This is a genomic window from Streptomyces calvus (genome assembly GCF_006782915.1).
In the GTDB taxonomy this organism is placed as follows: Bacteria; Actinomycetota; Actinomycetes; order Streptomycetales; family Streptomycetaceae; genus Streptomyces; species Streptomyces calvus.
The window spans coordinates 21,370-44,533 of the sequence record NZ_VCNP01000007.1; the positions used below are offsets into that span (position 1 = coordinate 21,370).

The 23,164-nt window shown below is 73.6% G+C and carries 20 protein-coding genes; 11 read left to right on the forward strand and 9 right to left on the reverse strand.

Going from position 1 to position 23,164, the window contains the following annotated elements; genetic code table 11:
• The first annotated feature begins 123 nt into the window (after nt 1-123).
• Entirely contained in the window at nt 124-1,050 is a 927-nt protein-coding gene (locus tag FGW31_RS02525; RefSeq protein ID WP_182674425.1) for a LysR family transcriptional regulator, read from the forward strand.
• Here the strand turns inward: FGW31_RS02525 and FGW31_RS02530 are convergent.
• Nucleotides 1,028-1,207: a hypothetical protein gene (locus tag FGW31_RS02530; RefSeq protein ID WP_142191650.1), complete on the reverse strand. Its 180-nt coding sequence runs from the start codon at nt 1,205-1,207 to the stop codon at nt 1,028-1,030. The genes FGW31_RS02525 and FGW31_RS02530 overlap by 23 nt on opposite strands.
• Before the next feature lie 264 nt (nt 1,208-1,471).
• Here FGW31_RS02530 and FGW31_RS02535 point away from each other — a divergent pair, with 264 nt between their 5' ends.
• Together FGW31_RS02535 and FGW31_RS02540 are read left to right on the forward strand one after the other, a co-directional pair.
• Nucleotides 1,472-3,031: an SDR family oxidoreductase gene (locus FGW31_RS02535; protein WP_142191651.1), complete on the forward strand. Its 1,560-nt coding sequence runs from the start codon at nt 1,472-1,474 to the stop codon at nt 3,029-3,031.
• Between the two features lie 69 nt (nt 3,032-3,100).
• A complete protein-coding gene (locus FGW31_RS02540) occupies nt 3,101-3,541 on the forward strand; it encodes an SPW repeat protein (protein ID WP_142191652.1) in 441 nt (146 codons plus the stop codon).
• Between the two features lie 199 nt (nt 3,542-3,740).
• Here FGW31_RS02540 and FGW31_RS02545 read toward each other — a convergent pair whose 3' ends face one another.
• Both FGW31_RS02545 and FGW31_RS02550 read right to left on the reverse strand, forming a co-directional pair.
• The gene (locus tag FGW31_RS02545) at nt 3,741-4,700 is read right to left on the reverse strand and encodes an SDR family oxidoreductase (RefSeq protein ID WP_142191653.1); all 960 of its coding nucleotides are present in this window, start codon (nt 4,698-4,700) and stop codon (nt 3,741-3,743) included.
• Between the two features lie 195 nt (nt 4,701-4,895).
• On the reverse strand, nt 4,896-5,684 hold the full coding sequence (locus FGW31_RS02550; protein ID WP_142191654.1) for a GNAT family N-acetyltransferase: 789 nt from the start codon (nt 5,682-5,684) through the stop codon (nt 4,896-4,898).
• Between the two features lie 84 nt (nt 5,685-5,768).
• On the opposite strand from FGW31_RS02550, the gene FGW31_RS02555 reads away from it, so the two are divergent.
• Nucleotides 5,769-6,254: a nucleoside deaminase gene (locus tag FGW31_RS02555; RefSeq protein WP_142191655.1), complete on the forward strand. Its 486-nt coding sequence runs from the start codon at nt 5,769-5,771 to the stop codon at nt 6,252-6,254.
• Between the two features lie 110 nt (nt 6,255-6,364).
• On the opposite strand, the gene FGW31_RS02560 is transcribed toward FGW31_RS02555, so the two are convergent.
• Entirely contained in the window at nt 6,365-7,018 is a 654-nt protein-coding gene (locus tag FGW31_RS02560; protein WP_142191656.1) for a chaplin, read from the reverse strand.
• Nucleotides 7,019-7,306: 288 nt separating this feature from the next.
• Here FGW31_RS02560 and FGW31_RS02565 point away from each other — a divergent pair, with 288 nt between their 5' ends.
• Complete coding sequence (locus tag FGW31_RS02565) at nt 7,307-8,905, forward strand: alpha/beta fold hydrolase (protein ID WP_142191657.1); 1,599 nt, start codon at nt 7,307-7,309, stop codon at nt 8,903-8,905.
• A 4-nt stretch (nt 8,906-8,909) separates the two neighbouring features.
• Here FGW31_RS02565 and FGW31_RS02570 read toward each other — a convergent pair whose 3' ends face one another.
• A complete protein-coding gene (locus FGW31_RS02570) occupies nt 8,910-9,302 on the reverse strand; it encodes a hypothetical protein (protein ID WP_142191658.1) in 393 nt (130 codons plus the stop codon).
• 110 nt (nt 9,303-9,412) lie between these two features.
• Between FGW31_RS02570 and FGW31_RS02575 the strand changes: the two genes are divergently transcribed.
• Together FGW31_RS02575 and FGW31_RS02580 are read left to right on the forward strand one after the other, a co-directional pair.
• Nucleotides 9,413-10,507 carry a baeRF3 domain-containing protein gene (locus FGW31_RS02575; protein ID WP_142191659.1) on the forward strand — a complete coding sequence of 365 codons (1,095 nt, stop codon included), beginning with the start codon at nt 9,413-9,415 and terminating at the stop codon, nt 10,505-10,507.
• Nucleotides 10,508-10,813: 306 nt separating this feature from the next.
• Nucleotides 10,814-12,238 carry a PP2C family protein-serine/threonine phosphatase gene (locus FGW31_RS02580; RefSeq protein ID WP_142191660.1) on the forward strand — a complete coding sequence of 475 codons (1,425 nt, stop codon included), beginning with the start codon at nt 10,814-10,816 and terminating at the stop codon, nt 12,236-12,238.
• 24 nt (nt 12,239-12,262) lie between these two features.
• Here FGW31_RS02580 and FGW31_RS02585 read toward each other — a convergent pair whose 3' ends face one another.
• Complete coding sequence (locus tag FGW31_RS02585; protein WP_142191661.1) at nt 12,263-13,756, reverse strand: DNA-binding protein NsdB; 1,494 nt, start codon at nt 13,754-13,756, stop codon at nt 12,263-12,265.
• A gap of 234 nt (nt 13,757-13,990) precedes the next feature.
• On the opposite strand from FGW31_RS02585, the gene FGW31_RS02590 reads away from it, so the two are divergent.
• Both FGW31_RS02590 and FGW31_RS02595 read left to right on the forward strand, forming a co-directional pair.
• Complete coding sequence (locus FGW31_RS02590; RefSeq protein WP_142191662.1) at nt 13,991-15,130, forward strand: aminoglycoside phosphotransferase family protein; 1,140 nt, start codon at nt 13,991-13,993, stop codon at nt 15,128-15,130.
• A gap of 293 nt (nt 15,131-15,423) precedes the next feature.
• Entirely contained in the window at nt 15,424-17,388 is a 1,965-nt protein-coding gene (locus FGW31_RS02595; protein ID WP_182674429.1) for an N-acetylmuramoyl-L-alanine amidase, read from the forward strand.
• 84 nt (nt 17,389-17,472) lie between these two features.
• Here FGW31_RS02595 and FGW31_RS02600 read toward each other — a convergent pair whose 3' ends face one another.
• The 3 genes from FGW31_RS02600 to FGW31_RS02610 all read right to left on the reverse strand — a co-directional run bounded on the left by FGW31_RS02600 (nt 17,473) and on the right by FGW31_RS02610 (nt 19,585).
• Nucleotides 17,473-17,970 carry a glycosyltransferase family protein gene (locus tag FGW31_RS02600; RefSeq protein ID WP_142191663.1) on the reverse strand — a complete coding sequence of 166 codons (498 nt, stop codon included), beginning with the start codon at nt 17,968-17,970 and terminating at the stop codon, nt 17,473-17,475.
• Nucleotides 17,971-18,299: 329 nt separating this feature from the next.
• A complete protein-coding gene (locus FGW31_RS02605) occupies nt 18,300-19,202 on the reverse strand; it encodes a universal stress protein (protein WP_142191664.1) in 903 nt (300 codons plus the stop codon).
• Nucleotides 19,203-19,342: 140 nt separating this feature from the next.
• A complete protein-coding gene (locus FGW31_RS02610; protein ID WP_031102233.1) occupies nt 19,343-19,585 on the reverse strand; it encodes a DUF397 domain-containing protein in 243 nt (80 codons plus the stop codon).
• A gap of 213 nt (nt 19,586-19,798) precedes the next feature.
• Between FGW31_RS02610 and FGW31_RS02615 the strand changes: the two genes are divergently transcribed.
• Nucleotides 19,799-21,589, forward strand: a complete 1,791-nt coding sequence (locus FGW31_RS02615) for an alkaline phosphatase family protein (protein WP_233452353.1) — start codon at nt 19,799-19,801, stop codon at nt 21,587-21,589.
• Nucleotides 21,590-21,825: 236 nt separating this feature from the next.
• On the forward strand, nt 21,826-23,127 hold the full coding sequence (gene paaK / locus FGW31_RS02620) for a phenylacetate--CoA ligase PaaK (RefSeq protein ID WP_142191665.1): 1,302 nt from the start codon (nt 21,826-21,828) through the stop codon (nt 23,125-23,127).
• The last annotated feature ends 37 nt before the right edge of the window (nt 23,128-23,164 follow it).

The following is a 23,164-nucleotide window of genomic DNA, read 5'->3' on the forward strand; positions in this document are numbered from 1 at the left end:
CAGCCGCGGCCCTGCACCGTCAAGGAAAACCCGACCGGTCTCGTATCGCGGACCATTGAATTTAACGAAGGCGTGACAGGAAAACCCTTGAACGCCGGTGGAGGGCGTCCGCATTCTGTTGCCGTGCGGACCGAACAACTGGAATACATCGCGGCCGTGACCCGGCTGGGCTCGCTGCGCCGCGCGGCGGAGGAACTGCGCCTGTCGCAGCCGGCGTTGAGCGAGACGGTGCGGAACCTGGAGCGGGAACTCGGTGTCGACCTGCTGGAGCGCAAGCGCTCGGGGGCGACGATGAGCGCGGCGGGCCGGGAGCTGCTGCCGCGCATCGTCGACGTCCTGGACGCGGTGGACCGGCTGCGCGCGGCCGCGGGCGAACAGCACCGTGTCCGCCGCATGGTGCGCGTCGGCACGGTCAACGCGGCGACCGTGCCGTTGCTGGTGCCCGTGGTGCGGGAGTTCCGCGCCGCGCATCCGCTCACCCAGGTCGAGGTGGTCGGCGCGCAGCAGAGCGACATCCAACGGGCCCTGCTGGAGGGCGGTTTCGATCTGGGGCTGGTGAACCACCTGGAGGGTGACGACATGCCGGCCGAGTTCGAGTCGACGGAACTGCTGCGCGGCCGGCCGGTGGTGTGCCTGCACCCGGACAGTCCGCTCGCGGCCGGCGCGCAGGTGTCGGTGGACGACCTGCTGACCGAGCCGTTGATCGTCATGCGGTCCGGCTATGTGATGCACCGTTATGTGCACCGGCTGCTGGCGGGACGCGCACCGGCGTTCGTCTGCTCCACCGACGGTGCGGAGATGGGCAAGCTGATGGTCGCCGAAGGGCTGGGGGCGACGGTGCTGCCGGACTTCAGTGTCGTGGGGGATCCGCTGGAGCGGCGGGGCGCGTTCGTGTGGCGGCCGCTCGCGGGCGACCCGGCCGGGGTGCTGCTCGTGCTGCGGCGGCGCAGGGCCGCGTCGGTGCCGCTGGCCGCCCGGGCCCTGCACGAGGCGTTCGTGCGGCGGGCCCGGTCGCTGGACGGTGCGGTCAGTCGGCGTCCCGGTGCGTGACGACCACCAGGAAGGCGTCCGACTCCAGATCCATGACGACCGTCGCGGGCTCGCCCTCGGCACGGCGCCGGGCCGCGTACTCCTCCGCCGGCCACGATCCGCGCGGGGATCCCGCGGGGAACCGCTTCAGCACCTTCGCTCCGGTCACGGCAGTCATCGGGGTGCACACCTCCGGTCGTCGCTCGGCCTCCCGGCCGTCGTCCTGCGTACGGTTCGCCTGCCCCGGCCGGGCGGGGACATGCGCGCAGCCGTCGTCCGCGGGACGCCTCGGGGGACGAGCGGGAGGAGAGGACGACGGGAAGGGGAGGAAGGAGGAAAGGAGGAAAGGGGGAAAGGGGGAGGAATGAGGGAGAAAGGAGACAAAGAGGGGAACCGGGGGTGAGCAGGAGTACGGCGGCGCAGGCGACATGAGGAGGCCGCGGTGACGGTACCGGAGGACGGCACCGGCCGGGCACCGCTGTGCCTGGTGACCGGTGCGACGGGTTACGTCGGCGGGCGGCTCGTGCCCGACCTGCTCGACGCCGGGTACCGGGTGCGCTGCCTGGCCCGGTCGCCGGACCGGCTGCGCGACCACCCCTGGGCGGAGCGCGCGGAGGTGGTCCGCGGCGACGTCACCGACCCGGTGTCACTGGCCGCGGCGCTGCGCGGGGCGGATGTGGCGTACTACCTGGTGCACGCGCTGGGCACGGGCCGCGACTTCGAGGAGACGGACCGCAAGGCGGCGCGTACCTTCGGCGAGCGGGCGCGCGCGGCGGGTGTGCGGCGCATCGTGTACCTCGGCGGCCTGACCCCGGCGGGCGTCCCGGAGCGGGAGCTGTCCCCGCACTTGCGTTCGCGGGCCGAGGTGGGCCGGATCCTGCTGGAGTCGGGCGTTCCGACCGCCGTGCTGCGCGCGGCCGTGGTGATCGGTTCGGGTTCGGCCTCCTTCGAGATGCTGCGCCATCTCACCGAGCGGCTGCCGGTGATGGTCACTCCGAGGTGGGTGCACACCCGGATCCAGCCGGTCGCGGTGCGTGATGTGCTGCGCGCCCTGGTGGGCGCGGCGGGCTTGCCCGAGGACGTCAGTCGGACCTTCGACATCGGCGGCCCGGAGGTGCTCACCTACCGGGACATGATGGTGCGGTACGCGGCCGTCGCCGGACTTCCGCGCCGGGTGATCGTGCCGGTGCCGGTGCTCACGCCGGGGCTGTCCAGTCACTGGGTGGGCCTGGTCACCCCGGTGCCGGCGGGCATCGCCCGGCCGCTCACCGAGTCCCTGCGGCACGAGGTGGTGTGCCGGGAGCACGACATCGCACGGTACGTGCCCGATCCGCCCGGGCATCCGATCGGCTTCGACGAGGCGGTGCGGCTGGCTCTGAAGCGCGTACGCGAGGCCGATGTGGCGACCCGGTGGTCGTCGGCCTCGGTGCCCGGGGCACCCAGTGATCCACTGCCCACCGACCCCGACTGGGCGGGCGGCAGCCTCTACACGGACGTGCGGGAGCGGACCGTGGACGCCCCGCGCGCCTCCCTGTGGCGGGTGGTCGAGGGCATCGGCGGCGAGAACGGCTGGTACTCCTTCCCGCTCGCCTGGACGGTGCGCGGCCTGCTCGACCGGCTGGTCGGCGGGGTGGGGCTGCGCCGGGGGCGGCGGGACGCGTCCCGGCTGCGGGTCGGCGACTCGCTGGACTTCTGGCGGGTGGAGGAGATCGAGCCGGGCCGTCTGCTCCGGCTGCGGGCCGAGATGCGGCTGCCGGGTCTGGCCTGGCTGGAGATGTACGCCGAGACGGACGACGCCGGCCGCACCCGGTACCGCCAGCGGGCGCTGTTCCATCCGCACGGGCTGCTCGGCCACCTGTACTGGTGGGCCGTCGCGCCGTTCCACGCCGTGGTGTTCGGCGGCATGGCCCGCAACATCGCCAGGACCGCGGAGAGCATCCCCGCGTCCGCGCCGAACTCCCCCACAACCCCTACACATAAAGGGCAAATAAGCGCAGAATGATACGTACGCGGCGTTTACCCGCATATCGCACCAGCCGCGGTCAGGCCTGCTAGTCAAAGGAGACGACCCATGGCCAACGTCTCGCACCCGCGCGGTGACATCACGAGCCACCCCGATGCTCACGAGATGCGGGCACGCTACGACCGCATGCTCGGCGGTCGCGATGTGGCCCTCGTGGACGGACCGGTGTTCCTGCTCGGCCTCTACTGTGCGGTGTCCCCGTGGATACTCCACTACACGACGAGCCAGCCCGCGCTCGTGACCCACAACCTGATCGTGGGCATCGCGATCGGTCTGCTCGCCCTGGGGTTCACCGCGGCCCCGGCACGCATGTACGGCCTCAGCTGGGCCATGTGCGCACTGGGCGCGTGGATGATCATTTCGCCGTGGATCGTCGGTGACGGACCCGACGCCGGCGTGATCTGGAACAACATCGTCATCGGCGCCCTCGCCGTGCTCCTCGGCGCGGTCTGCGCGGCCACGGCCGCCAAGAGCACCGCCCGGCCGTAGCAAGGTCGCGAAAGGAGCCGAGCGCCGGTCCGCGCACACCGCGGGCCGGCCCTTTCACGTCGGGGGAGGGTCCCGGCAGCGGGTCGGGGGCCGGTCCGCCCGACCGACGGGTGCGGACTCGCGGCGCACCGCGGGCGCCGGGCGTGCGGGCCGGCGCCCGCGCGCGGGATACCTCGCGAGCCGGTCGGCGCCTGCCGCCTCAGGGACGGGACAACCACTGCTCGTACCAGGTCACCGTGGCGTCCAGGGTGTCCTCCAGCGGCGTCGGCCGGAGGCCGAAGGCCCGCTCCACGGCCGAGGAGTCCATGATCTGGGGCTCGGTGTGCTGGTAGAACATCTCGGCGTACTCGGCGATGAACTGCTCGTCGAACGGCCCGAAGGGGCGCGGTTCGGCGAGGACGACGACGTTCAGCGGCCGGCCGGTCCGCTTCTCGATCATGGTGTGGATGTCGCGGGTGGTGACCGCGGGCGCGGTGGGCAGGTGCCAGACCCGGCCGTCGCCCTCGGGCCGCTCGCCGAGCGTGGCCAGGCCGACGGCGACGTCCTCGATGCCGGTGCAGCTGTGCGGCAGGTCGATGTCGCCCAGCGCCAGCACCTCACCCCCGGTCAGCGCGCCCGGGAACACGGCCGCGCCGAGCGTGGAGTTGAGCACGCCGGGGCCGACGAAGTCGGCGGAGCGGCCGAGGACCACACGGGCGCGGCCCTCCCGGTGCGCGGCGAGGTAGCGCTCGTCCAGGGCCGCGCGCATCCGGCCCTTGCGGGTGGTCGCCCGCCAGGGGGTCTCCTCGGTCATCACCGCTCCCTGGGTCTCGCCGTACGGGTAGAGCGTGTCGAGTACGACGAGCCGGGCCCCGGACGCCTCGACGGCGGCGAGCACGGCCTGCTGGATCCGGGGCATCACCTCGACCTGGAGGTGATAGCCGACGTTGACGCAGTGGTACACCACGGCGGCCCCCTCGACCGCCGCCCGTGCCCCCTCTTCGGTGGCGACGTCGGCGGCGTGCCGGCGGACGCCGTCGATCGCGGGGCCACTGCCCGTGCGGTCGACGAGCCGGACGGGGTGGCCGCGGCGGACGAGTTCGCGGGCCAGGGTGGTGCCGGCGGGACCGGACCCGAGGACGGCGTGCAGGGGGCGGGAGTCGTGGACGTCAGCAGGCATGACGGTCTCCTGGGCAGCGGACGCGACGGGCCGCTTATCGACCCTCGCAATAGTTAGAGACTATAACTCCAGGGATAGCGGCTAGCAATCCACGGGGTGTGCCCGCGCTTCATGGCCCCTCGGGGCCGGAAAGCGCCAAGGGGTCGGTGCTCGGAGAGGCGGCCCCGTGGACGAGGGGCGGACGGGAGTGGAGTGCTACCGCACCGGCCGGTACACGTACGGCGTGGTCGTGGTGAGGGCGGCGAAGCCGAGGCGTTCGAGAACGGGGCGGCTCTGGCCGGAGGCGTCGACCCGGAGGTAGCGGTAGCCGCGGTCGACGGCGACCCGGGCGCGGTGGGCGACCAGCGCACGGTAGATGCCACGGCGGCGCCAACCCGGCACGGTGCCGCCGCCCCACAGCCCGGCGAACCCGGTGCCCGGCACCAGTTCCATGCGGGCGGAACTCACCGGCTCGTCACCGGCCAGCGCCACCACGGCGACGACGGTGCCGGGGTCGTCGACGAGCCGGTCCAGCAGCTGACGGCGGAGCCGGGAGGCGTCGGTGCCGAAGACCCGCTCGTGCACGTCCGCCACCAGGTCGACACCCGCCCGGTCGGTGACGGGCACGACGCGGATCCCGGCGGGCTGCTCGGTGTCGAGGGCCGTCCGAGCCGTGTCGGCGATCATGAGCGTCTCGTCCGGTTCGGGCACGAAGCCGGCCGCCAGGAGCCGCCGTCCGAGATCCGCGGGCCGGTCATGGCCGTACAGCTTCCATTCGAATTCGCGGCCGAGCCGGGTGAAGTGGGCGATCTGCTCGGCGATCACCGCGTCGGGGTCCGTGCCCGGTGTTCCGAGCGCGGACCACAGAACGCCGTTCCAGCCGTGCTCGGGGGCGCTCTGGCGCACCACGGCGCCCACGCGTTCGACCCGCGCGCCGGGGCCGTCGGGCCGCGCCTTCTCGCGCAGGTGGTGGTCGAAGAGGGCGAGTACGGCGGCGTGATCCATGGTGCCGAAGTCCATCACCGGGCGTAGCCGGGCACAACGGGATTAAGGTGGCCGTCGATCAAGCCGTCGTGAGGAGGCCGGGCCATGGCCGTGAAGGATGAGGAGCTGCCCCGTCTGCGCCGCTGCGTGGAGCTGGCGGCCGAGGCGCTGGAGTCCGGCGACGAGCCGTTCGGTTCGGTCCTGGTGTCCGGTGACGGGACGGTGCTCGCCGAGGACCGCAACCGGGTGGCCTCCGGGGACCGCACCCGGCACCCGGAGTTCGAGCTGGCGCGCTGGGCGGCGGCCCGCATGAGCCCCGCCGAGCGGGCCGCCGCCACGGTGTACACCTCGGGCGAGCACTGCCCGATGTGCGCCGCCGCCCACGCCTGGGTGGGCCTCGGACGCATCGTGTACGTCGCCTCCTCCGAGCAGTTGGCGTCCTGGCTCGCCGAGCTGGGCGTGCCCGCCCCGCCGGTGCGCACGCTGCCCGTCGCACAGGTGGCCCCGGGTGTGGCGGTGGACGGGCCGGTGCCCGGGCTGGCCGAGGAGGTCAGGCGGTTGCACCGGCGGTTCCACCGCGGCCAGGCCTGAACCGGGCGGCCCGTGCCGCGGGTCCGGGACCGGGACGGCCCGGGACCCGCGGAGCCCCGCCGGACGATGGAGGGCGGGCCCGGCGGTGCTGATCGTTCCCGCGGAGCCGTTCAGCCGTCCGTCCGCGGGCGGGCCCGGCGGTAGAGGGCGACGCCGCCGAGGAAGAGCGCGGCTCCGGTCGCCAGGACCGGGACCGTCCGGTCGGCGCCCGTGTCGGCGAGGGCGGCGGTCCGCGGCGGCGTTCCGTGCGGCGCCGGGGCGGGACGGTCGCGGGGCGGCTCGGACGGCCGGGGCCCGGGGTCGGCCGGGCGGTCGGGCCGCTGCCCGGAGTGGACGGACTCGTTGTCCACGGCCGCGTTCCCGGCACCGACCACGTTCACGCTGTTCCCACTGACGTTCACCGGCAGGTCCACCGGAAGCTGCACCTCGTTGCCCGACACCACGCCCGGTGAGCCGTACGCGCCGCCCGTGGCCGTCGCACCGGCTGCGGACTCACGGCTTCCGCCCTGCGTGGCCCGGTCCCCGTCCTCGGTGACGCAGGCGTTGCCCACCGCGGGGTTGAGGAGTCCGACCACGTTCACGGTGTTCCCGCAGACGTTCACCGGCAGGTGCACCGGCACCTGCAGGGTGTTCCCGGAGCCCACCCCGGGCGAGCCGGCCGTGCGGCCCTCCGCCCCGGCATCGGCGTACGCCGGTGCCGCCACGGCCATCGCGCCCGACACGACGGCGACGGCGATCACACCGTTTCGCGTGACCTGTCTCATGGGTTCCCTGCCTTCCCGGCCATGGTCGCGGGCGCTCGCCCGCACCGGGGAGAACGCGGGCGCGGCATCCGGGTTATGGCTCGTCCGAATGCCGCAGCGGCTTCACCCCATCGGGGGGCGTGTCGCTCGAACCCCGGGCAAAAGGCCCTCGAACCCGCGGCGCCCGAACACCCGGACGGGGACGCTCCCCGGGGGCCGCCGGGCCGACAGGCGGGGGCCGCGGGGCCCGCTTATGGTGGGCGAGGGCGCCGTTTCCCGGTCCGCTGCGGGGCGCCCCTGGAGGCATCGATGCTGGCCAAGCTGTCCACGCGACCCCCGGCCCGGCGCCCTGCGGTGCGGTCCGCGTTCCCCGGCTGCGCGGCCGCCGGGGCCGTCGGACTGGTCCTGCTGGGAGCGGGCCTGACGGCCACCGGCCGCTCGAACGCGGACCTCGACCGGTTCTACGACCAGGAGATCACCTGGTCGGCCTGCGAGGCCATGGACCTGCCCAAGGACCTCCAGTGCGGCAGCATCACCGTGCCCCTCGACTACGCGCACCCCGAGAAGGGCACCCTCGAACTGGCCCTCGCCCGCTACCGGGCGTCCGACGAGCCGCGCGGCTCGGTGCTGCTGAACTTCGGCGGTCCGGGCGGTTCCGGAGTGCTGGGACTCGCCCACGGCCGCAAGGACTTCCTGGGCCTGACCGACGACTACGACGTGGTCTCCTTCGACCCCCGTGGCGTCGGCCGCTCCTCACCGGTGAGCTGCGGCGCCGACGCCACCGGCCAGGCGCTGGAGGCGACCGACGGCGAGGAGATGTCCGATCCGCGCGAGACGCTGCGGCAGCTGCGCGAGGTGGCCGTGGAGTGCGCCGAGCACTCCGGTCCGGTCCTCGACCACATCGGCACCGTGAACGTGGCGCAGGACCTCGACGTGATGCGCCAGGTGCTCGGCGACAAGAAGCTCAACTACCTGGGTTTCTCCTACGGCACCCGGCTCGGCGCGGTGTACGCCGCCCGGTTCCCCGACAGGGTGGGCCGCATGGCGCTGGACGGCGTGGACACGCTGACCGAGCCGCTGGCCGAGCAGGGGCTGGCCAGTGCCCGGGGACAGCAGCGGGCGCTGGAGAACTTCCTCACGTGGTGCACCGAGGAGCTGTCCTGTCCGTTCGGGCAGGACCCCAGGGACGCCCGTGTGCAGGTCGTCGACCTGGTCGAGTCGCTCGACGAGAATCCCGTCCCGACCGACTTCGGCTACGAGTTCACCGGCCAGGACCTGGCCGGCGCCATCGGGCAGGGCCTGTACACCCAGGAGATGTGGCCACTGCTGCAACGGGCGCTCGCCCAGCTGATGGAGGACGGGGACACCAGCGGGGTGGAGGCCCTCGCCGGAGGCGGGATGCTGCCCGTCCCGCAGCGGGCCGACGACCCCCTCGTGGACGAGGAGGACGTGCCCCTCGACAACCTCCCGGCGGCGTTGATGGCGGTGAACTGCGCGGACGATCCCGACCGTCCCGCCGCCGGGCGGCTCACCCGTGACCTGGCCCGGCTGCGCACGGCCTACGCGGAGGCCTCACCGGTCTTCGGCCGGTACCGGCTCGCCCAGGTGGTGCTGTGCTACGGCCGCCCCAAGGGGACCGACTACATCCGGAAGCGGGTCAAGGACCTCGACACGCCGAAGATGCTGCTGGTCGGCACCCGCGGCGACCCCGCCACGCCGTACCGCTGGACGATCGAGACGGCCGAGCGGCTGGGCTCCTCGGCCGTGGTGCTGGACAACCGGGGCGAGGGGCACACCGGCTACGGGTCGTCCGAGTGCGTGCACCGCAGGATCGACGACTTCCTGCTGTACGGCTCCCTGCCGCGCAGCGGCAGTTCCTGCGGCGCGGAGGACCAGGACCGCCTCTGACCGGTCAGGCCGCGTCCTCGGCGGCTCCGTCCGCGCCCAGGTGCCGCCGCAGTGCCCGCGCCGCCGCCCCGGCGTCCGGCACGGACACGGCCAGCCGGACGAACGGCACCGGATGCCGCAGGTCCACGACCACCACGGGCACGCCCGCCCGTACGGCCACGAAGTCCCGGCCCCACGGGTGCTCCCGCTCGCCCACGCAGAACCGTCCGGCACGGCAGCGCCCGACGACCGGCGTCCCCCGCATCGCGCGCCACCAGTCGGGCTCCACACCGATGGCCCGCACCTCGGCCAACGGCACGCGCACCGCGCGGCGCCGGGCCACGAGAGCCTCCCACCAGGACAGCCGGACGACCACGGTCCGCGCGGCGGCGGACCCTTCCACGACCAGGTGCGCCATCGACGGTCACCTCCCCCACCAGGCTGCACCCACCAGCGCCACGGCCCCACTCGCACCTGGGCGATTTCGTACCGAATGCCCTGCCGGGCGATCCGCCCTATGGTGCTGTCATGGAGCACGATCTGAGTCCCGCGACCCTTGCCGAGCTTCGCCGCCCGCGCCCCTATCCGGCGGTGTCCGTGCTGACTCCGACGCACCGGCGCGATCCCCTCAACGCCCAGGACGCGGTCCGCCTGCGCAACGCGGTCGCCGAGGCCAAGAAGAAGCTGGAGTCCGACCCGGCGGTCACCCGGGACCGGCGCGTCGACGTGGCCCGCCAGCTCGACCAGGCCCTGGCGGAGGTGGACCTGGCGCACTCCGAGGACGGCCTGGCCATCTTCGCCGCCCCGGGCGAGCACCAGGTGTGGTCGCTGGCCCGCACCGTGCCCGAGCGCATCGTCGTCTCCGACACCTTCCTGACCCGCAACCTGGTCTCCGCGCACACGGCGGAGCGGCCGTTCTGGGTCCTGTCCGTCTCCGCGGACCGGGTCACCCTGTGGAACGGCGGCGTGGACCGGGTCGTCGAGGAACGCTCCGGCGGCTTCCCGCTGAACCGGGAGGCGCCGAACTTCGACCCCGAGCGGCAGGAGCGGATCGGCGACCAGCCGAGTTCGTTCCGCGACGAGGGCACCCGCCGGTTCCTGCGCGACGCCGACACCGCGCTGGGCCGGCTGCTGCGCGACCACCCGCGGCCCCTGTACGTCACCGGTGAGCCCGCCGCCCTGTCCCTGCTGTGCGAGGCCGGCAGCGCGGCCAAGGACGCGGTGCACGTCCAGCACGGCGGGCTCGCGCACGGCACGCCGGAGGCGGTGTGGCAGGCCGTGCGGCCGGTGCTCGAGAGCGAGGCCCGCAAGCGCACCGAGGACGTGGCCCGGTCCCTGGAATCGGCCCGGGGCCGCAAGGAGTTCGCCGCCGGGGTGGACGAGCTGTGGCAGAGCGCCCGGGAGGGCCGCGTCCGGCTGCTGGCCGTCGAGGAGAACTACCGGATCACGGTCCGTGACGCCGGCGACCATCTGATCGTCACCGGGGACGGGGAGCTGGACACCCGCGAGGACATCGTGGACGAGATCGTGGAGCAGTGCCTGGAGACCGGAGCCGAGGTCCGCTTCGTCCCGGACGGCATGCTCGGCGACGCGGACGGCATGGCCGGCGTGCTCCGCTACTGAGGCTTCACCGGGCCGGGGCTACCCGCCGGTACTCGACGAATGGACGACCCCGTGTCGAACGCGCGTATGAGTGACGGCGGCCCGGCCGACGGAGCGTCATATCACTTGCGTACCATGGGAGTTGATACGCCGGTCGCACCTCTGACGTATATCCGGGAGTAACCGGGCGAAGACGGTGGCATATGCCGTAGGCACCGCCTTATCGTGTGTTGCCGAATCCCTTACAGGCCGTCGCGGGCTGTGCGACAGTCGTTACGGTCCCTCCGTCCGCCTGAAGGCCGTTCCTCCCCCGCATCGGAGTGCGTCATGCCGTCCCACCTCTCCGCGGACCGCCCAGCCGCCCAGCCGCAGGGAAGCGGCCCGGTCGACGCGCTCATCACGCAGGCCCGACGGCTCAAGGGCGAGGTGGACGCCGTACGACGGGACACGCCGGCCGACGGAACCGACCCGCGGGAACGCTGGCGGCGCGCCCTGTACGACCTCACGCTGCACCAACTGGACGACGTCGACCGGCACTTGGCGCAGCTGCGGGACGACCCGCAGACCGCGTCCGGGCCGTCCGCCGGGGACCCGGTGACGCAGCCCGGGCCGCGCCGCGGCTCACTGCTGAGCCGGGTCGGCAGCGCGGAGTGGAACCTGCTCACGGACGAGGTGACCTGGTCCGGGGAGCTGTACCGCATCCTGGGCCGCGACCCGGCCGCTCCCCCGCTCACCCTGGACGAACTGCCCTCGCTGGTGCTCGACGAGGACCGGCCGAGGCTCACGTCGATGGTCACGGGCTGTCTCGTCGACGCCCGGCCCATCGACGGCGAGTTCCGTGTCGTACGCCCCGGCGACGGCGTACGAACGGTGCACATGGTGGGCGAACCGGTGCTCGGTGCCGACGGCAGCACCGCCTCGATGTGGGCGGTGCTGCGCGACGTCAGCGAACTGCGCCGCTGCCGACGGACGGTGAGCGAGACCCGTGACTCGCTGCGCCGCGAACGGCACGCCGCCGCGCGGACCGAGCACCGGCTCGCGGTCGAGTTGCAGGAGGCCGTGCTGCCACCGGCGCACGGCTCCCTGCGGCTCCCGCACGACGCCTCCCACACCCTCGACCTCGCCGCCACCCATCTGCCGCCGTCGACGCAGACCCCGGTCGGCGGCGACTGGTACGACGCCCTCGGCCTGTCCGACGGCACGACGCTGCTGAGCGTCGGCGACCTGACCGGCCGCGGGATCGGCGCGGCCTCCGGCATGGCCATGATGCTCGGCGCCGTGCGCGGCATCGCCATGACCGGCGCCGATCCCGGCCCGCTGCTGGCCTGCCTCAACCGGTTACTGGACACCACCGCACAGCCCGCCCTGGGCAGCGCCGTCTGCCTGCGCTACCGGCCCGAGACCCGCTCACTGGTGTGGGCGCAGGCCGGACACCCCGCTCCGCTGTTGTTCCGCGGCGGAACGGGGCGTGCGCTCGACGCGCCCCGGGGCGTCCTGCTCGGCGCCGTCTCCGGCGCCTCCTACGGACAGGCCGAGGAGACCCTCGAAGCCGGTGATCTCCTGCTGTTGTACACCGACGGACTGGTGCCCGGGCACGCCGGGAACACCGCCGCGCACCGGCTCCTCGCCCTGGCTCCCCGATTCGCCGGCGCCCGTACCGCGCAGGACTGCGTCCGGGCCGTCGTACGGGAGTTCGGCGAGGGCGAGCGCGAGGACGACGCCTGTGTGCTCGTCGCCCGGATCGCCGGGTAGCGGGCCCCTCGACGGGGCGGTCCCTCACACCTGGGCGCCGGAACCGCCCTTGCCCCGCGGCTTCGGCAGCGCCAGCCGGATCTCCTCCCTGAGCTCCTGGATCTTCGGATAGGAGGCGTACTCCGCGGTGAGCCGGTACATCTGGCGCAGCCGGTCCCAGGTGCGGCGGGAGGAGTTGGAGCCCATCGACATCAGCGCCAGGCGCGCGTACCGGTCGGCCTGTTCGGGGTCGTCCGCGATGAAGCAGGCGGAGGCCATGGACAGATGGTCGAAGATCTTCGACCGCTCCCGCCCGTCGACGCGCAGCGACAGCGCCTTCTCGGCGTAGTGCTGGGCGTGCACGGCGGCGCCGGGCTCGAACTCGGCCAGTGTGCGGTAGGCCAGGGCCGTCATGCCGTACAGATCCTCGTCCTTGAAGGTCTGCATCCAGTCCGGCGTCTCCACGTCGGACTTGTCCGAGACGAACAGGTCCTCCGCGCGGCCCAGGGTGCGGCGCATCGCCTGGCCCTTTCCCATGGACGCCTGCGCCCAGGCCTCGATGGTGTGGAACATCGCGCGGGTGCGCGGCAGGACCTCCTCGCCCGAGCCGGACTGGGCGAGCTTCATCAGGTCCAGCGCCTCGTCGGGCCGGCCCAGGTGCACCATCTGGCGGGCCGCCCGGGACAGCGCCTCGCCGGCGCGCGGCCGGTCGCCGCCCTCCCGGGCCGCGTGGGCGGCGATCACGAAGTACTTCTGCGCCGTGGGCTCCAGGCCGACGTCGTGGGACATCCAGCCGGCGAGGACGGCGAGGTTGGCGGCGACGCCCCACAGGCGCCGCTGGAGATGGGGTGGGTGGCGGTAGGCGAGGATGCCGCCCACCTCGTTGAGCTGGCCGACCACCGCCTTGCGCTGGAGGCCGCCGCCCCGGGCGGCGTCCCAGGCGCGGAACACCTCCACGGAGCGCTCCAGTTCCTCGATCTCCTGCGACCCGATGGGGGCGGCCTCGTAGCGGTCGAACCCAGCGGGGTCGGCGTGCAGGGGGTTGTCGAGTCGGGGAGCGTCGGCGGTGAGGGCCGGATCGGTGTGCAGCCAGTCGTGCATGGCGCTGCTGAGTGCGGATCCCGCGGTGAGCGCGGCGCCCGCGCCCACCAAGCCGCGTCGGTTGAGCATGAGGTCCATTCCCGTGAATTCGGTGAGGACCTCGGCTGTCCGCTCGGGCGCCCACGGCACTCCGTCGGGGTGTTGCGCACCCCCGTCGCGTGGCCGTTTCCCCGTACGCCCGTGCCGGACCAGACCGAGATCCTCGATGGTCACGACACGGCCGAGACGCTCGGTGAACAGAGCCGCCAGCACCCGCGGCACGGGATCGCGCGGGATCTCTCCCATGTCGATCCACCGCCGCACCCGGGAGGTGTCGGTCGCCAGCTGGGCGTGGCCCATGGCCGCCGCCTGCCGGTTGACCAGCCTCGCGAGTTCGCCCTTGGACCAGCCGGCCAGGCCGAACAGGTCCGCGAGCCGGGTGTTGGGTTGTCCGCTCACGTCAAGCCCCCAGGTTCTCGGCTGAGTTGACAGTAGCCCGGTGCGGGTTGCCGAGCGACTATTCGCCAGGGTTCGCCAGGGTGCGCCAGATGGTGTGCCAGGGGCCATCGGGTGTCGAGTAGGAACGCGCCACCACGACCCCGTCGCCGCAGGGGCATTCCCCAGGGTGCGCCCGGGCGGCCGGGCCGTGTGGTGCGCAGACGTCGCAGGCACACGAAGGGATCTGTATCACCCATGTACGCAGCATCGTCCTCCGTGTCCGCCCCGCCCCGGCCGCTGCGTCCGCGTCCCTCGGACAGCGGCCCCTACCTCGCCCCCGCACGCCCGGCGGCCCCCCTGATCGGCGCGGGCACCGCACGGCGCACCACGGGACCGGGCACCCAGCCGCTCAGCGGGAGGCTGGACCTGTCCGGCCCCCAGGGCGCCCAGCTGCGCACGGCGATCGCCTCGGTGCACCGCATCTGCCCGGAGTTCACGCCGGTCCAGGTGCTGCGCCGCACCGGCCGTTCCGTCCTGCTGGTCGGCACCGCCGGACGCAACACCGCGGTCGCCAAGTGTTTACTGGACCACTCCCCCGCGTGGAGCGAGCGGATCCGCCATGAAATAGCGGCCTACCGCTCGTTCGTCCGGCACCGCCCCCCCGTGCGGGCGCCCCGGCTGATCGCGGCGGATCCGGACAACTGCACGCTGGTGATCGAGCGGCTGCCCGGCCGGGTGGCGGCGCTCCAGCGGCACCCGGTCGAGGCACCCCCGCGGGCGGACATCAGGGCGGCACTCGGCGCGATCTGCCGGCTGAACTCATGGCGCCCGCCGGCCGGGACGTTCGACGCGCCGCTGGACTACGCGGCCCGCATCTCCCGGTACCACGAGCTGGGCCTGCTCACCGACCGGGACCTGGGCGACCTGCAGAAGCTGCTGCACGGCATCGCGCTCGCGGCCGGACGGCAGGGCATGGGCCAGTTCTGCCACGGCGACGCCCTGCTGTCGAACATCCTCATCTCCCCGGCCGGTCCGGTGCTGGTGGACTGGGAGCACGCGGGCTGGTACCTGCCGGGCTACGACCTGGCGACCCTGTGGTCGGTCCTCGGGGACGCGCCGGCGGCCCGGCGCCACATCAGCCAGATCGCCCAGTCGGGCGGTCCCGCCTCGCGGGACGCCTTCCTGGTGAACCTGATGCTGGTGCTGACCCGGGAGATCCGTACCTGCGAGACCGCCGTGCAGCGTTCGATGCGGGACACGGTGACGGCGGCCCCCGGGACGGCTCACCCGGGTGCGGTGCCGTCCGGCGAGGAACAGCGGCTGCTGCTGCGGCGGCTGCACGACGACTGCCAGCTGGCCCGCCGGGCCGTGCGCGCGGCGGTCGGTACTCGCTGACGGCGGCGGACGTCCGCGGTGCGCTCCGACGTAGGCGCACCGCGGACGTCCGCATGTGTCCCCGTCCGAACGCTCCGTACGGCCTCCGGCCGCTTCCGTACGGGACCATTGGTGTACGCCTGTGACGCGTCGCAGGCCCCGCGGCCGTCGCCACGAAACCCCCGCACACCCCGATTGACAAGGGATATCGCGCCTCCCTGGGCATGATTGACGGATTATCTGCTGACCGGTACCACTGACGCACCGCTCGGCTCCGTACATCACGTCGTGCCCGACCGTCCCAGGAGGCTGCATTGCGAGAACCCGCCACCGAGCCCGGCCGTGCGGCCGGGCCGTCCCGACGTGCCACCCGGCGTGCCCTGTGCGCCCTGGCGGCGGCCGCGCTGACCCTGCCGCTGCTCGGCGCGGCCCCGTCCGAGGCCCGGCCGTCCACCGCCCGGCTCCAGCAGGCGTTCTCCGCGGCGGCCGCCGAGTACGACGTGCCGCGCAGTGTGCTGCTGGGCGTCTCCTATCTGCAGTCCCGCTGGGACGCGCACGGCGGTGCCCCGAGTGTCACCGGCGGCTACGGTCCGATGCACCTCACGGACGCCGAGGCCGCGCTCGCCGCGTCGGAGCACCACGCGGAGGGCACCGAGGACCCCCGCGGGGACGACGCCCGCCCGGCGCTGCGCCCCGAGGAGCGTGCGCCGCGCACCACCGGCCTGCCGGACCGGCTCACCACCCTGCCGAAGGCGGCCCGGCTGACCGGTCTGAGCCCCGAGCTGCTGCGCGAGGACCCGGCGGCGAACGTGGCGGGCGGCGCCGCGCTGCTGGCCGAGGCGCAGCGGCGGCTGGGCGAACCGCCGAGCGACGACCCGGCGGACTGGTACGCGGCGGTGGCGCTGTTCTCCGGCGCGGACGACTCCGCGTCGGCCGCGGCGTACGCCGACGAGGTGTACGCGGTGATCCGTTCCGGCGAGGCGCGTGTCACGGACGCCGGGCAGGAGGTCGCCCTGGCCGCCCGCCCGGACCTCGCGCCCGACACCTCGGCGTTGGACCGCGCCGGGCTGCGCACCGCCTCCGCCGCCGGGACGGAGTGCCCGAGGACGGTGTCGTGCGAGTGGATCCCGGCGCCCTACGAGGAGTTCGGGGACGGCGACTACGGCAACCACGACCGGGGGAACCGGCCGGCCTCGCAACCGATCCGGTACATCGTCGTGCACGACACGGAGGGCGCCTGGGAGGGCGTGCTCGACATGGTGCAGGACCCCACCTATGTGTCGTGGCAGTACAGTCTGCGCTCCACGGACGGTCACATCGCCCAGCACGTGAAGGCGAAGGACGTGGCCTGGCACGCGGGCAACTGGTACGTCAACGCGGGGTCGATCGGCCTGGAGCACGAGGGGTTCCTGGCGGAGCCCGACGCCTGGTACACGGAGGCGATGTACCGGTCCTCGGCGCGGCTGGTGAAGTACCTGTCCAAGAAGTACGACATTCCGCTGGACCGGCAGCACATCCTCGGCCACGACACGGTGCCGGGCCCGACCTCGGGCACCATCCCCGGGATGCACACCGACCCCGGCCCCTACTGGGACTGGGCGCACTACTTCGAGCTGCTGGGCCGTCCCTTCGAGGCCACGGCGGGCAAGAACTCCGGCGTCGTGACGATCCGGCCCGACTACTCCGCCAACCGGCCGGTCTTCACCGGCTGCGAGAGCGCGGGCGAGCCTTGCGCGACGCACGGGTCGAGCGCGGTGCGGCTGTACTCCGACCATGACGAGAACGCGCCGCTGATCAAGGACGTCGGTCTGGGCAGGGCACCGACCACCGGGGTGAACGACCTGTCCTCGCGTGTGTCCACCGGCCAGCAGTACGCGGTCGCCGACCGCTGGGGCGACTGGACCGCCATCTGGTACCTGGGGCAGAAGGCATGGTTCCGCAACCCGGAGCGGCAGCCGGCGGCGGTGCCGTCCAAGGGCCTGGTCGTGACCCCGCGCGAGGGTCTGGAGTCGGTGCCGGTGTACGGGCGGGCCTACCCGGAGAAGGAGGCCTATCCGGAGGGGGTGCCGGCGCAGGCGGTGTCGCCGCTGCCGTACACCCTGCCGAAGGGCCAGAAGTACGTCACGGGCGGGAAGGTGCCCGGCGAGTACTACTACGCGGTGACGTTCGACGAGGCCTCGCACCGCGTGGTGACCGGCAAGGACCTGTACTACGAGATCCAGTTCGGCCACCGGGTCGGCTTCGTGCGGGCGGCGGACGTGACGGTGACGTCGTCGTAGCACCGCCGGAGCGGGGCGGAGGGCCGGGTTCCCACGGGGGCCCGGCCCTCCGGCGCGCCGGGAGCGTCCGTGTCGTACGGGGGGTCAGCCCTGCTGGAAGAGTTCCGCGGGCAGCGGCTTGAGGAGGGCGTACAGGTCGTCGGTGATGGGCCGGTCCCAGGCGGCGATGGTCACCAGCACGTTGTCGCTGCGGTCGAACTGCACGCAGGAGATGCGGCCCTCGGAGAGCTTGACCCGCCGCACGATCAGCAGGTTGTCGCCCTGCATCACCGGCACGTCCTCGGTGCCGACGACGGTCACCTCCTCGTCGTTCTCCAGCGCCAGCAGCAGCTGTCCGACCTCGAAGGGCACCTCGCCCTCGGGGACGTCCCGGGCCGGTGAGCCCTCGGGCAGGTTGCCGATGACCATCGCGGGGCCGCGGCCGCCGAAGAGGTCGTAGCGCAGGAAGACTCCCTGGCAGCTTCCGTCGGGGGCGGGCAGCAGTCCGGCACCCAGGTTTCCGGGCCAGTCGCCCGGGTCCATGGCCAGTACGTCGAAGTCGGGCCCGGCGGGGGTGGCGCTGCGGCGGCGGAGGAACGACATGCCGCCATGGTACGTGCCCGGGCCCGTGAGCGGACGGTCGGGCGGCGACCGCGGAGGCCGGTCGGGGTCCGGTGCCGCTCGTGGTGGCGGGCCGCGCGGGGGCGGTTGCGCGGGACGGCTCGCACCGCTTCCGGCGCGGGTGCTCCGGCGGGAAGTGGCGGACGCGGCGCGGCCCGTGGCAGGCGCGCGGCCGCTGTCGTGCGTCGCCCGTACACACGCCGAGGGCGGCCCGGACGGGACCCCTCTCGTGCTGCGGCGGGCACCCCGTAAGCGGGCCGGGCGACCGGGCCGCCGCTGCTCCGCGCGGGTCCGCGCCGGCGCCGGGCGGGTCACTCCTCGGCGGGTGCCGGCGGGACGACGGCGATCGGGCTCGCCGCGTGGAGCAGGACGGCCTGGGTGACCGAACCCATCATCCGGGCGGGGGCCAGGAGACGGCGGCGGTGGCGGCCGACGACGACCAACTCGGCGTCCCGCGAGGCGTCGACCAGGTGACCGGCGGCGTCCCCGGGCAGCACGTCGGTGTCGGCGGTGACGTCGGGGTGGCGTTCGCGGTGCGGGGCGAGGAAGCCGTCGGCGAGGATGCGGGTCTCGTGCTCGACGGCGTCCTGGTCGATCTCCGGCGGCGGCAGTTCGCCGGGCAGCATCCACGTCTGCAGGGGCCACGGATAGGCGGCGACGATCCGCAGCCGGGCACCGCGCAGGGCGGCCTCGGCGAAGGCGAAGGCTAGCGTGGCCTCGTCGGGGCTGTCCGCGTGCAGTCCCACCACCACGGGCCGGCCGGACCCGGCCCGCGGCGCGCCGTCGGTGCCGCGTCCGGGCCGGGGCACCACGACCACGGGGCACTCGGCGTCGCGGGCCGCGGCCAGCGAATTGGAGCCGAGCAGCAGGCTGGCGAAGCCGCCGCGGCCGCGGGAGCCGAGCACCAGCAGTTGCGCGGCGGACCCGGCCTCGGGCAGCAGCGCGCCGGGCGCGCCCTCCAGGGCGGCGTACTCGACGGCCGGGAGGGCGGTCCGTCCCGTGAGAAGGGCGCGGACCCGGTCGAGGACCGGGTCCTCGTCCGGGTCGGGCGGCCCGGCCGCCAGGACCTCGGGCTGCACCCAGGGCACGTACTGGCGTACGTGCACGACCCGCAGCGGGGCCTGGCGCCGGCGGGCGGCGTCGAGGGCCCACTCCAGGGCGCGCAGGCTGTCGTCCGAACCGTCGACCGCCGCGACGACCGGCTGAGTGCTCATGGTTCCTCGCCTCCGGAGTACGACCTTCACCCTCCCCGGGCCAGCCTGGCTCAGGCGTGGCCCGGGAACGGCGCTTCAGGTCGCGTGTCCGGAAAAACGCGCGGAACACGTCCGGCGGCCGGCCGGCGCGGACCTGCCGGTCAGGTCAGGTCGAACTCGCCCTCCCGCGCCCCCGACACGAACGCGCCCCATTCGGCGGGCGTGAAGATCAGGGAGGGGCTCTCCGGGCGGCCACTGTTGCGCATGGCGATGAAGCCCTCCACGAAGGCGATCTGGACATCGCCCAGCCCTCGGCTGCTGGACTGCCACTGCGCGTTGCTGAGGTCCAGGTCCGGCTTGTCCCAGCCCGTGAGCGGGCGCTGCTGGGTGGTGCTTTCGGCCACGTCCGTGCTCCTCCCGATTCCGTCGTCCGCGCCAGCCTAGCGACCGGCCCCTGCCCCGGACAGGCCGCGCGGGAAGTCCCGTTCGCACGGGCGGCGCGGGACGTGCCGGGAGCGTTGAACCCACGGTGCCGCGCGGACGTACTGGTGGGGGCGGGCCCGCTCAGCGGCCCCGTTCGCCATGCCGCCGCAGGACCGCACGGAAGGACCCTCCGGGTGCCGCTCTTCATTCGCTCCCGTCAACCACAGGACGCCGGCGCGGGCGGGGCGGACCCGGACGGCGCGCCGGCCGCCGCCGGCGACACCGCTGCCGGCACACCGGTTCCGGGGCCCCGTGGCCGGTTCGGCCTGCTGCGCCGGTGGCCCCGCGCGGCGCGCGGCGTCACCGTCGGGACGACCGTTCTGGCCGGTGCGCTGGTGCTCTTCGCGCTGCTGCTGCCGAACCGGCCGGAACGTGTGCACGCGGCCGCGTTCCTGCGGCTGCCCGCCGAGGGGATCCTGGTCGCCGCGCTGCTGCTCGCGCTGCCGCCGCGCTTCCGGCGGATCACGGCGGGGGTCTCGGGTGCGTTCCTCGGGCTGCTCACGGTCCTGAAGCTGGTGGACATCGGCTTCTACCAGGTGCTGGCCCGGCCGTTCGACCTGGTGCTCGACTGGATCCTGCTCGACGACGCGGCGGACTTCGTCCGGGAGTCGTTCGGCCGGGGCGGACAGGTGCTCGCCGTGGCCGGTGCGGTCGTGCTGTTCCTGGGCCTGCTCGTGCTGATGACGCTGGCCGCGCTGCGGCTGACGGACCTGATGGTCCGCCACCGCCCGGCCGCCGTGCGGACCACGCTGGTCCTGGGCGTCGCGTGGATCACCTGCGTGACCCTCGGCGTGCAGATCACCGGCACACCCGTGGCCACCCGGGCCAACGCGGACATCCTGGGCAACCGGGTGGACCAGGTGCGCGCAGGGCTGCGCGACGCGCGGGTCTTCGAGCGGCAGTCCGCGGTCGACGCCTTCGCGAAGACACCGCCGGACCGGCTGCTCACCGCGCTGCGCGGCAAGGACGTCCTGTTCACGTTCATCGAGAGCTACGGCCGGGTCGCGATCGACGACCCGGCGATGGCGGGCCCGGTCGGCGCGGCGCTCGAGGACGGCACGCGCAGGCTTCGGGACGCCGGTTTCGCCTCCCGCAGCGGCTGGTTGAAGTCACCGGTGACGGGCGCCGGCAGCTGGCTCGCCCACTCGACCCTCCTGTCCGGCCTGTGGATCGGCAACCAGCAGCGCTACCGCAGCCTGACCACCAGCGACCGCATGACCCTGACCAGGTACTTCCGCAGGGCCGGCGACTGGCGCACCGTCGGCATCGTGCCCGGGGTGCGGCGGGCCTGGCCGGAGGGGAAGTTCTTCGGCCTCGACCACATCTACGACTCCGAGCACCTGGGCTACCACGGGCCGTACTTCAGCTGGACGCCCGTGCCCGACCAGTTCAGCCTGGAGGCCTTCGAGCGGCTGGAGCACGGGAAGAAGGACCGCGAGCCGATCATGGCGGAGATCATCCTCGCCTCCAGCCACAACCCCTGGTCACCCATCGCGCGTATGATCGACTGGGACGACCTCGGCGACGGCTCGGTGTTCCACGGGATCAAGAAGCAGGGCACGGACCCCAAGGAGGTCTGGCGGGATCCGGAGAGGGTGCGCACCGAGTACCGGCGGGCCATCGAGTACTCGCTGCGCAGCCTCACCGAGTGGGTCGAGCGGTACGGCGACGAGGACACGGTCCTGGTCTTCCTCGGCGACCACCAGCCGGTGCCGACCGTCACCGGCGGGAACGCGGGCAAGGACGTGCCGGTGTCGATCGTCGCGAAGGATCCCGCGGTGCTGGACCGGGTGGTTGGTTGGGACTGGACGGACGGGCTCGAGCCCGCGCCGGACGCTCCGCGGTGGCGCATGGACGCGTTCCGGGACCGCTTCATGACGGCGTTCGGGCCGCGGGGCGAGGGGGCCGCTGCGCAGGCCCCGTGAGGCATCGCGCCACGCGTTCGGGCGAACCGGCGCGGGTGGGCCGGCCCCGGGTGGTGCCCGGGCGCCCGCTGCCCGCCGCGCCGCGAGCCCGGCCGCCGCCGGGGAGCCTCCGCGACACGGGAAAAAGTAAGGACGGCCTCTTGCCCTGGGCGGTGGTGGCCTGAATTACTGATCCCGGAACATCGACCGAATGATCGGTCGCCCGATTTGATGCGTTTGGCGAGGTGAGGGTGCTGATGACGGAGGCGGCGGACCTGCTGGACCCGGCGGAGCGGCTCGACGTCGAGGGCCTGCGGGCGCTCCAGCTCGAGCGGTTGCGGAGCTCGCTGCGGCACGCCTACGACAACGTGCCGTTCTACCGGGAGTCCTTCGACAAGGCGGGCGTGCACCCGGACGACTGCCGCTCACTGTCCGATCTGGCCCGCTTCCCCTTCACCACCAAGGCGGACCTGCGGGAGAACTACCCGTACGGCATGTTCGCCGTGCCCCGCGAGCGGATCCGCCGCCTCCACGCCTCCAGCGGCACCACGGGACTGCCCACGGTGGTCGGCTACACCGAGGGCGATCTGTCCATGTGGGCCGACATGGTGGCCCGGTCGATCCGCGCGGCGGGCGGCCGGCCCGGCGACACGGCCCATGTGGCGTACGGCTACGGCCTGTTCACCGGCGGCCTGGGCGCCCACTACGGTGCGGAGCGGCTCGGCTGCACGGTGATCCCCGCCTCCGGCGGGATGACGTCCCGGCAGGTGCGGCTGATCCAGGACCTGAAGCCCTCGATCATCATGGTGACCCCGTCCTACATGCTCACGCTGCTCGACGAGTTCGAGCGGCAGGGCGTCGATCCGCGCGGCACCTCGCTGCGGGTGGGCATCTTCGGCGCCGAGCCCTGGACCGAGCGGATGCGGCAGGAGATCGAGGAGCGGTTCGCGATCGACGCGGTCGACATATACGGGCTGTCCGAGGTGATCGGGCCGGGCGTCGCGCAGGAGTGCGTGGAGACCAAGGACGGCCTGCACATCTGGGAGGACCACTTCTTCCCGGAGGTCGTCGACCCCGTCACCGGCGAGGTGCTGCGCGACGGCGAGCGGGGTGAGCTGGTCTTCACCTCCCTCACCAAGGAGGCGATGCCGATCGTCCGGTACCGCACCCGGGACCTGACCCGTCTGCTGCCGGGCACCGCCCGGGTGTTCCGGCGGATGGAGAAGATCACCGGCCGCAGCGACGACATGGTGATCCTGCGCGGCGTGAACCTCTTCCCCACGCAGATCGAGGAGATCGTGCTGCGCACTCCGGGCGTCGCCCCGCACTTCCAGCTGCGGCTCACCCGGGAGGGCCGCCTGGACTGCCTCACCGTGCGCGCGGAGGCCCGGCCCGACGCGGACCCGGCCGCGCGTGAGGCCGCCGCCCGGTCCATCGGGGCGGCCGTGAAGGACGGCATCGGGGTCTCGGTCGGCGTGGAGATCGTCGATCCGGAGACGCTGGAGCGGTCGGTGGGCAAGATCCGGCGCATCGTGGACCTGCGCGAGCCGCGCGGATAGCGGGCGGACAACGACCGTCTCCGTCCGCTGCGCCCAC

Excerpts from the sequence above, each read along its gene's own strand:
- paaK (WP_142191665.1), top strand. The coding sequence starts at position 21,826 with ATGACGGAGGCGGCGGACCTGCTGGACCCGGCGGAGCGGCTCGACGTC.
- FGW31_RS02575 (WP_142191659.1), top strand. The coding sequence starts at position 9,413 with ATGGAGCACGATCTGAGTCCCGCGACCCTTGCCGAGCTTCGCCGCCCG.
- FGW31_RS02555 (WP_142191655.1), top strand. The coding sequence starts at position 5,769 with ATGGCCGTGAAGGATGAGGAGCTGCCCCGTCTGCGCCGCTGCGTGGAG.
- FGW31_RS02530 (WP_142191650.1), bottom strand. The coding sequence starts at position 1,207 with ATGACTGCCGTGACCGGAGCGAAGGTGCTGAAGCGGTTCCCCGCGGGA.
- FGW31_RS02570 (WP_142191658.1), bottom strand. The coding sequence starts at position 9,302 with ATGGCGCACCTGGTCGTGGAAGGGTCCGCCGCCGCGCGGACCGTGGTC.
- FGW31_RS02600 (WP_142191663.1), bottom strand. The coding sequence starts at position 17,970 with ATGTCGTTCCTCCGCCGCCGCAGCGCCACCCCCGCCGGGCCCGACTTC.
- FGW31_RS02565 (WP_142191657.1), top strand. The coding sequence starts at position 7,307 with ATGCTGGCCAAGCTGTCCACGCGACCCCCGGCCCGGCGCCCTGCGGTG.
- FGW31_RS02560 (WP_142191656.1), bottom strand. The coding sequence starts at position 7,018 with ATGAGACAGGTCACGCGAAACGGTGTGATCGCCGTCGCCGTCGTGTCG.
- FGW31_RS02540 (WP_142191652.1), top strand. The coding sequence starts at position 3,101 with ATGGCCAACGTCTCGCACCCGCGCGGTGACATCACGAGCCACCCCGAT.
- FGW31_RS02550 (WP_142191654.1), bottom strand. The coding sequence starts at position 5,684 with ATGGATCACGCCGCCGTACTCGCCCTCTTCGACCACCACCTGCGCGAG.
- FGW31_RS02545 (WP_142191653.1), bottom strand. The coding sequence starts at position 4,700 with ATGCCTGCTGACGTCCACGACTCCCGCCCCCTGCACGCCGTCCTCGGG.
- FGW31_RS02580 (WP_142191660.1), top strand. The coding sequence starts at position 10,814 with ATGCCGTCCCACCTCTCCGCGGACCGCCCAGCCGCCCAGCCGCAGGGA.
- FGW31_RS02590 (WP_142191662.1), top strand. The coding sequence starts at position 13,991 with ATGTACGCAGCATCGTCCTCCGTGTCCGCCCCGCCCCGGCCGCTGCGT.
- FGW31_RS02605 (WP_142191664.1), bottom strand. The coding sequence starts at position 19,202 with ATGAGCACTCAGCCGGTCGTCGCGGCGGTCGACGGTTCGGACGACAGC.